Genomic DNA, 6,739 nt, shown 5'->3' on the forward strand with positions numbered 1-6,739 from the left:
GCACCGCCTCCTCGGCCTCCAGCGCCCGCGCGTTGAACTCCGGGGGGCCGCTGAGCCCCAGCGGATGGCCGGGCACCGGCAGCGCGACGCGCAGCCCGGCCGCCGCGAGCGCGCGCAGCCGCCCGAGCGCGAGGGTGAGTCCGACCGGCCCGGACTCGCCGGGCAGCCCGGCGACACGGTGGGCGGCATCGTCGCCCGTGATGTGATGCGCGGCGTCATCGGGCGGGACAAGTCCGGCAATGAGGGCGTTTCCCCACGCGGCGAGCCGTCCTGAGCGAGGTTCATCGAGCATGGTCCCCAGCCTAAGGACTGGCACTGACACCCGGTGGCGTAGGTTTTATACGGGGGCTGCGCCTACCGGCGCCCGCGACGATCGAGACTGCAATGGGAGACAACGCGCTCATGAGCGATGTGCTGGAGCTGGTGGACGTATCAGTGGTCCGCGAGGGCCGGGCTCTGGTGGACCAGGTCTCCTGGTCGGTCAAGGAGGGGGAGCGCTGGGTGATCCTCGGCCCCAACGGTGCCGGCAAGACCACCCTCCTCAATGTCGCCTCCAGCTACCTCTTCCCGACGAGCGGCACCACGAAGATCCTCGGCGAGCAGCTCGGCAAGGTCGACGTCTTCGAGCTGCGCCCGCGCATCGGCATGGCGGGCATCGCCCTGGCCGACAAGCTGCCGCGCAGCCAGACCGTCCTCCAGACCGTGCTCACCGCCGCCTACGGAATGACCGCCGGCTGGCAGGAGCACTACGAGGACGTCGACGAGCAGCGCGCCCGCGCCTTCCTCGACGTGCTCGGCATGACCGAGTACATCGAGCGGAAGTTCGGCACCCTCTCCGAGGGCGAGCGCAAGCGCACCCTCATCGCCCGCGCGATGATGACCGACCCCGAGCTGCTCCTCCTCGACGAGCCCGCCGCCGGCCTCGACCTCGGCGGCCGCGAGGACCTCGTACGCCGCCTCGGCCGGCTCGCCCGCGACCCGCTCGCGCCCTCCATGGTCATGGTGACCCACCACGTCGAGGAGATCGCCCCCGGCTTCACCCACGTCCTGATGATCCGTCAGGGCAAGGTGCTCGCCGCCGGCCCCGTCGAACTCGAACTGACCTCCCGCAACCTCTCCCACTGCTTCGGCCTCCCCCTGGTCGTCTCGCGCAACGGGGACCGCTGGACCGCTCAGGGCCTGCCGCTGTCCTGATCCCCTGTCATCTGCCGCCCTCGTCGCCGCGCTGTCCACAGCCGGTCTGTCCCGACCGGGCCCGCGCGCCTACGATGAACGCGTGGACTCATGGGTGTGGTGGCTCGTAGCCGCGGCGGGGCTGGGGATTCCCCTGGTCGTGACCGCGATGCCCGAATTCGGGATGCTCGCGGTCGGCGCGGTCGCCGCCGCGGTGACCTCGGCCATCGGCGGCGGCACCGTGATGCAGTTCGTGGTGTTCGCCGTCGTCTCGGTCGCCCTGATCGCCGTCGTACGACCGATCGCCGCCCGGCACCGCAAACAGCGGCCGGAGCTGGCGAGCGGCGTCGAGGCGCTCAAGGGCCGCCAGGCCGTCGTCCTCGAACGGGTCGACAGCGGCAGCGGCCGCATCAAGCTCGCCGGTGAGATCTGGTCGGCGCGCTCGCTCGACGCCGATCAGAGCTACGAGGTGGGGGCCCAGGTGGACGTCGTCGAGATCGACGGCGCCACCGCCGTCGTGATGTGACCTCAACCCCTGCACGGCAGGGGTGAGTTCTGACAGAATCGATCTTCAGACAACCGGATCTGCAACCGAAGGCGCGGGGAGCACGTTGGAACCGATCATCATCGTCCTGATCATTCTGGTGGTGCTCGTCTTCATTGCGCTGATGAAGACGGTGCAGGTCATCCCACAGGCGAGCGCCGCGATCGTGGAACGGTTCGGCCGGTACACCCGCACGCTCAACGCCGGACTGAACATCGTCGTCCCGTTCATCGACTCGATCCGCAACCGCATCGACCTCCGCGAACAGGTCGTGCCGTTCCCCCCGCAGCCGGTGATCACCCAGGACAACCTGGTCGTCAACATCGACACCGTCATCTACTACCAGGTGACCGACGCACGGGCCGCGACCTACGAGGTCTCCAGCTTCATCCAGGCCATCGAGCAGCTCACCGTCACCACCCTCCGCAACATCATCGGCGGCATGGACCTGGAGCGCACCCTCACCTCCCGCGAGGAGATCAACGCGGCCCTGCGCGGCGTCCTCGACGAGGCCACGGGCAAGTGGGGCATCCGCGTCAACCGCGTCGAGCTCAAGGCCATCGAGCCGCCGACCTCCATCCAGGACTCGATGGAGAAGCAGATGCGCGCCGACCGTGACAAGCGCGCCGCGATCCTCCAGGCCGAAGGAACCAGGCAGTCCGCGATCCTCACCGCGGAGGGCGAGAAGCAGTCCGCGATCCTGCGCGCCGAAGGTGAGGCCAAGGCCGCGGCCCTGCGCGCCGAGGGCGAGGCCCAGGCGATCCGTACGGTCTTCGAGTCCATCCACGCCGGGGACCCGGACCAGAAGCTGCTCTCCTACCAGTACCTCCAGATGCTCCCGAAGATCGCCGAAGGCGACGCCAACAAGCTCTGGATCGTCCCCAGCGAGATCGGCGACGCACTCAAGGGACTCAGCGGCGCCGTCGGCAACATGGGCCTCCTCGGCGGCAATTCGGGAGGCGGCGGCGACGCGCCCGCCGGCCTCACCAAGCCGCGCCGCGAACAGCCCCCGCTCGACTGACCGTACGAGCCCCACGACGCCGCGCACGGACACCGTCCGGTCGCCCTGCCCCCCCCAGCGGCGACCGGACGTCGCGTTTCACGGCGCGTTCCACGATGCGCTTCACGCGGGCACCGGCAGCCACTCCGGCAGCGCCGACCGTTCCCGTACGTCCAGCGCGAGCACCAGCGCGTCCGACGGCGTCGGCTCGAACGGCCGGCTCAGCAGCCGCATCCCCGCCTGCTCCGGAGTCCGGTCCGCCTTGCGGTGATTGTCCTCCGCGCACGCCGCGACCGTATTGAGCCACGTGTCGCCGCCGCCCCGCGAACGCGGCAGCACATGATCCACGGTCGTGGCCCGCCGCCCGCAGTACGCGCACCGGTGCCGGTCCCGCACCAGCACCCCCCGCCGCGACCACGCCGCCCGTCTTCGGAACGGCACCCGTACGTACCGACTGAGCCTGATCACCAGCGGTACGGGCACCTCGACCGCCGCCGCGCGCACCCGCAGCCCGGGGTGCGCCTGCTCGACGACCGCCTTGTCCTGGAGCACGAGCACCACCGCCCGCCGCAGCGACACCGTCGCCAGCGGCTCGAAGCTCGCATTGAGCACCAGTGTCTCGCGCATCCCGTCCACCTCCCGGCCAACTCCCGCCCCAGCGGCGGGAACGGCACCACTGTGCCGGGCACAGACCACGCGGACAACGCAATATCCGCATACCGGAAGGCGTACGAAAGATGAACGCGCGGGGGAGTCGGCCGACGGACATGAAGGGCGCGGCGCATGAAAACGCTCCGGGACCCTTCCCCCGTGAAAACCAGGGACCCGGAGCGTTTGGCAGCAGGCGCGGACATCCGGCACGGAGCCGCACTCCGGCAGACGGCCGACGCGCCCGAAGACACGCCCCACCGCCCCCGCCACTGCGGTACCCGCTGCCCGACGACAGTGGAGCGCGAGACGCCTTCAGCCGTCGGCCACGTCCCACTGTGCGATCCCGGACGTCCGGACGCAACGCATTTTCCGCCCGTACGGACCTCAGTCGGCCGCCGGAACCTCGTACTCGCCGATCAGCTCGGCCCGGCCCAGCGTGTGGAACCGCAGGTTGAAGCCCACCACGGCCGGCGACGCGTCCGCGTCCGGGCCGAGCTTCTCCTGGTCCACGGCGTACACCGTGAACACATAGCGGTGCGGCCCGTCCCCGGGCGGCGGCGCGGCGCCGCCGAAGTCCCGCGTCCCGAAGTCGTTGCGCACATGCACCGCACCCTCGGGAAGCCCCTTCATGCCACCCGAACCGGCCCCCGTCGGCAGCTCCGTCACCGACGCCGGAATGTCGAAGACCGACCAGTGCCAGAAACCGCTGCCGGTCGGCGCGTCCGGGTCGAAACACGTGACGGCGAAGCTCTTCGTACCCGCCGGGAACCCCTCCCAGCGCAGATGCGGCGAGGTGTTCCCCCGGTCGAAGACCTGGCCGTCCGGGAGCGCCGCACCCGGCGACACGTCGTCGCTCACCACCGTGAACGACGCCACCGGCGGATGGAAAGCGTGGGGCAACGGCCGTCGCTGCTGCTCGGACACGTCAAGACCTCCTATACGCGCTGTACGTGCGAATCGCTGGAGCCGCCAGCCTAGCGACGGCGTCCGGAGCGCTGCTGACACCATACGGAGGTGCTTCGACGCCTCTTTCACCACCACGTACGCGCCCTGACCGCCGCACTGGCCGCGCTGCTCCTGCTTCTGCTGCCCGCCTGCTCGTCGGACAAGCAGACCTCCCACACGTCTTCCTCGTCACACCACCCGGCCGCCTCGTCCCAGCCGGGCTCCGCCGCCGGAACCCCGGACTGGGCCAAGGGCATGAAGACCGTCCGCACGGACCGGCTGCCCGAGGAGGCCCGTAAGACCCTTCAACTCATCGACAAGGGCGGCCCGTTCCCGTACTCGAAGGACGGCACCGTCTTCGGGAACTACGAGAAGCGGCTGCCGAAGCAGAAGCGCGGCTACTACCACGAGTACACCGTCCCGACGCCCGGCGCCCGCAACCGCGGCGCCCAGCGCATCATCAGCGGCGACCACGAAGAGCGCTACTACACCGCCGACCACTACAAGACCTTCGAAGCGGTGGTGCGCCCATGACCGGACTCCTGCCCGCCGCCGGCATCCCCGGCCTGCTGAGCGGCGCCGTCGCGCCCGGCGTCTACCACTGGCACCCGCCGGTCTCCGTCCTCCGCACCGCCCACCACGCCGCCGAAGCCGGCTGGCGGCCCGCCGTACTGAACCTCCACGGCGTCACGGACAAGGACTCCTTCCTCGCCCGCTGCGCCGCCGACCTGGAACTGCCCGACTGGTTCGGCCACAACTGGGACGCCCTCGCCGACTGCCTCACCGACCTCTCCTGGTGGGGCGAGGCCCGCGGCTACCTCCTGCTCGTCGAGGGCTGGCACGCCTTCCGCACCGCGGTGCCCGAGGACGCCGACATCGCGGCGGACATCTTCGCCGAGTCGGTGAACCACTGGGCCGACGGCGGCTCACCGATGACCGTGCTGCTGACCGCGGACTCCTGAGGCCCGACGACACAAGAGGGGCGCGCCGCCGTACGCACACGAGCGACGCGCCCCCTGTGTTTCGTCCGCCCCGTCGTGTGGAGCTCGATCTCCTGGTAGAACGGCAGCGTCCGCCGCGTTCCGCTTGCACTCGGCCCGGCGCTCCGCAGGGGGATTCCAGTAGCCTTGATCCGCATGATCGACGCACCGGAGCGGGCCCCGCTCACCCGCGACTTCTTCGACCGCCCCGTGCTGGAGGTGGCGCCGGACCTCCTGGGGCGCACGCTCGTACGCATGACGCCGGACGGGCCGATCGAACTCCGCCTTACAGAGGTAGAGGCGTACGCGGGCCAGGCCGATCCGGGATCGCATGCCTATCGCGGCCGCACCGCGCGCAACGCCTCGATGTTCGGCCCGCCCGGACACGCGTACGTCTACTTCATCTACGGCATGTGGTTCAGCCTCAACCTGGTGTGCGGCCCCGAGGACACCGCGAGCGGCGTCCTGCTGAGAGCGGGCGAGGTGACGACCGGAGCGGAACTGGCCGCCAGGCGACGCCCCAAGGCACGCGATGCCAGGGAGCTGACGAAGGGCCCCGCCCGCCTGGCCACCGCCCTGGACATCGACCGGTCCCTCAACGGCGCCGACATCTGCGCCGGTCCGCGGGCCCCGTTGTCGGTCCTGACCGGGACCCCGGCCCACCCGGCACTGATCCGCAACGGCCCCCGTACGGGCGTCGGCGGCGAGGGCGGCGTCCACCCATGGCGCTACTGGATCGACGGCGACCCGACGGTCAGCCCGTACCGCGCCCACACCCCGCGCCGTCGCCGCACACCCGTCGCTTGACTCCGGGCCCCGGGCCGCCTAACGTAGCCCGAGCCGCTTGAGACGGACAGCGCTGTATGCGCGGACCGCAGGGCGGCACAACCACTACTACGAGGACCTCCCCAAACCGGGGCCTTATTCGGCTGTGCCGAAAATTGCTTCGATCGGCTCGATTATGAGTCGCCGGGGAAATCCGCTAAAGTAGTGACCACGCCGAAAGGCGCGGAACAAATCCCCTCCGACGGGGACCGGAAATGAATTCCGACCGGAAACGGAACGGAAAACGGATCTGGTAGAGTCGGAAACGCGAAGAAGCCGAAAGGCCGAAACGCACCGGCGGAAATCAGGACCGCGAGGATCTGATAGAGTCGGAAACGCAAGAACACGAAGGGAAGCGCCCGGAGAGACCGGTGAAACGGTCACGAAGGAAGCGTCCGTTCCTTGAGAACTCAACAGCGTGCCAAAAGTCAACGCCAGACTATAAAACACCCCGGGCAGGACAGTCTGTTCTGCTTGAGGTTCCTTTGAAAAGTCCACCGCGGTCACTTGTTGACCGGGGTGGCGCATTACAGCGAGGACGCTGTGCGCGACCGGGCTTATTCCGCCGGGTTGCGCCGCTCTGCTGTGAACTAAACATTCACGGAGAGTTTGATCCTGGCT

At 69.6% G+C, this 6,739-nt stretch carries 8 protein-coding genes and 1 pseudogene; 6 read left to right on the plus strand and 3 right to left on the minus strand.

What is annotated here, in order from left to right:
- Positions 1-292 (minus strand): annotated as a pseudogene (locus tag ACFU99_RS27665) (hypothetical protein); the annotation flags it as partial.
- 110 nt (positions 293-402) lie between these two features.
- Here ACFU99_RS27665 and ACFU99_RS27670 point away from each other — a divergent pair.
- The 3 genes from ACFU99_RS27670 (at position 403) to ACFU99_RS27680 (ending at position 2,738) form a co-directional block, all read left to right on the plus strand.
- Positions 403-1,194, plus strand: coding sequence for an ABC transporter ATP-binding protein (locus ACFU99_RS27670; RefSeq protein ID WP_384396955.1), 792 nt, complete (start codon positions 403-405; stop codon positions 1,192-1,194).
- An 82-nt stretch (positions 1,195-1,276) separates the two neighbouring features.
- Complete coding sequence (locus ACFU99_RS27675) at positions 1,277-1,699, plus strand: NfeD family protein (protein WP_384396936.1); 423 nt, start codon at positions 1,277-1,279, stop codon at positions 1,697-1,699.
- An 85-nt stretch (positions 1,700-1,784) separates the two neighbouring features.
- On the plus strand, positions 1,785-2,738 hold the full coding sequence (locus tag ACFU99_RS27680; protein WP_030892970.1) for an SPFH domain-containing protein: 954 nt from the start codon (positions 1,785-1,787) through the stop codon (positions 2,736-2,738).
- A gap of 102 nt (positions 2,739-2,840) precedes the next feature.
- Here ACFU99_RS27680 and ACFU99_RS27685 read toward each other — a convergent pair whose 3' ends face one another.
- Positions 2,841-3,344, minus strand: a complete 504-nt coding sequence (locus tag ACFU99_RS27685) for an HNH endonuclease (protein ID WP_384396940.1) — start codon at positions 3,342-3,344, stop codon at positions 2,841-2,843.
- A 408-nt stretch (positions 3,345-3,752) separates the two neighbouring features.
- Complete coding sequence (locus tag ACFU99_RS27690; RefSeq protein ID WP_384396943.1) at positions 3,753-4,292, minus strand: YbhB/YbcL family Raf kinase inhibitor-like protein; 540 nt, start codon at positions 4,290-4,292, stop codon at positions 3,753-3,755.
- A gap of 90 nt (positions 4,293-4,382) precedes the next feature.
- Between ACFU99_RS27690 and ACFU99_RS27695 the strand changes: the two genes are divergently transcribed.
- The 3 genes from ACFU99_RS27695 (at position 4,383) to ACFU99_RS27705 (ending at position 6,100) form a co-directional block, all read left to right on the plus strand.
- Positions 4,383-4,847 carry a ribonuclease domain-containing protein gene (locus ACFU99_RS27695; RefSeq protein ID WP_384396946.1) on the plus strand — a complete coding sequence of 155 codons (465 nt, stop codon included), beginning with the start codon at positions 4,383-4,385 and terminating at the stop codon, positions 4,845-4,847.
- Complete coding sequence (locus ACFU99_RS27700) at positions 4,844-5,275, plus strand: barstar family protein (protein ID WP_384396949.1); 432 nt, start codon at positions 4,844-4,846, stop codon at positions 5,273-5,275. The genes ACFU99_RS27695 and ACFU99_RS27700 overlap by 4 nt, the downstream gene beginning before the upstream one ends.
- Positions 5,276-5,449: 174 nt before the next feature.
- On the plus strand, positions 5,450-6,100 hold the full coding sequence (locus ACFU99_RS27705; RefSeq protein WP_384396952.1) for a DNA-3-methyladenine glycosylase: 651 nt from the start codon (positions 5,450-5,452) through the stop codon (positions 6,098-6,100).
- The last annotated feature ends 639 nt before the right edge of the window (positions 6,101-6,739 follow it).

The organism is Streptomyces sp. NPDC057654, assembly GCF_042800135.1.
In the GTDB taxonomy this organism is placed as follows: Bacteria; Actinomycetota; Actinomycetes; order Streptomycetales; family Streptomycetaceae; genus Streptomyces.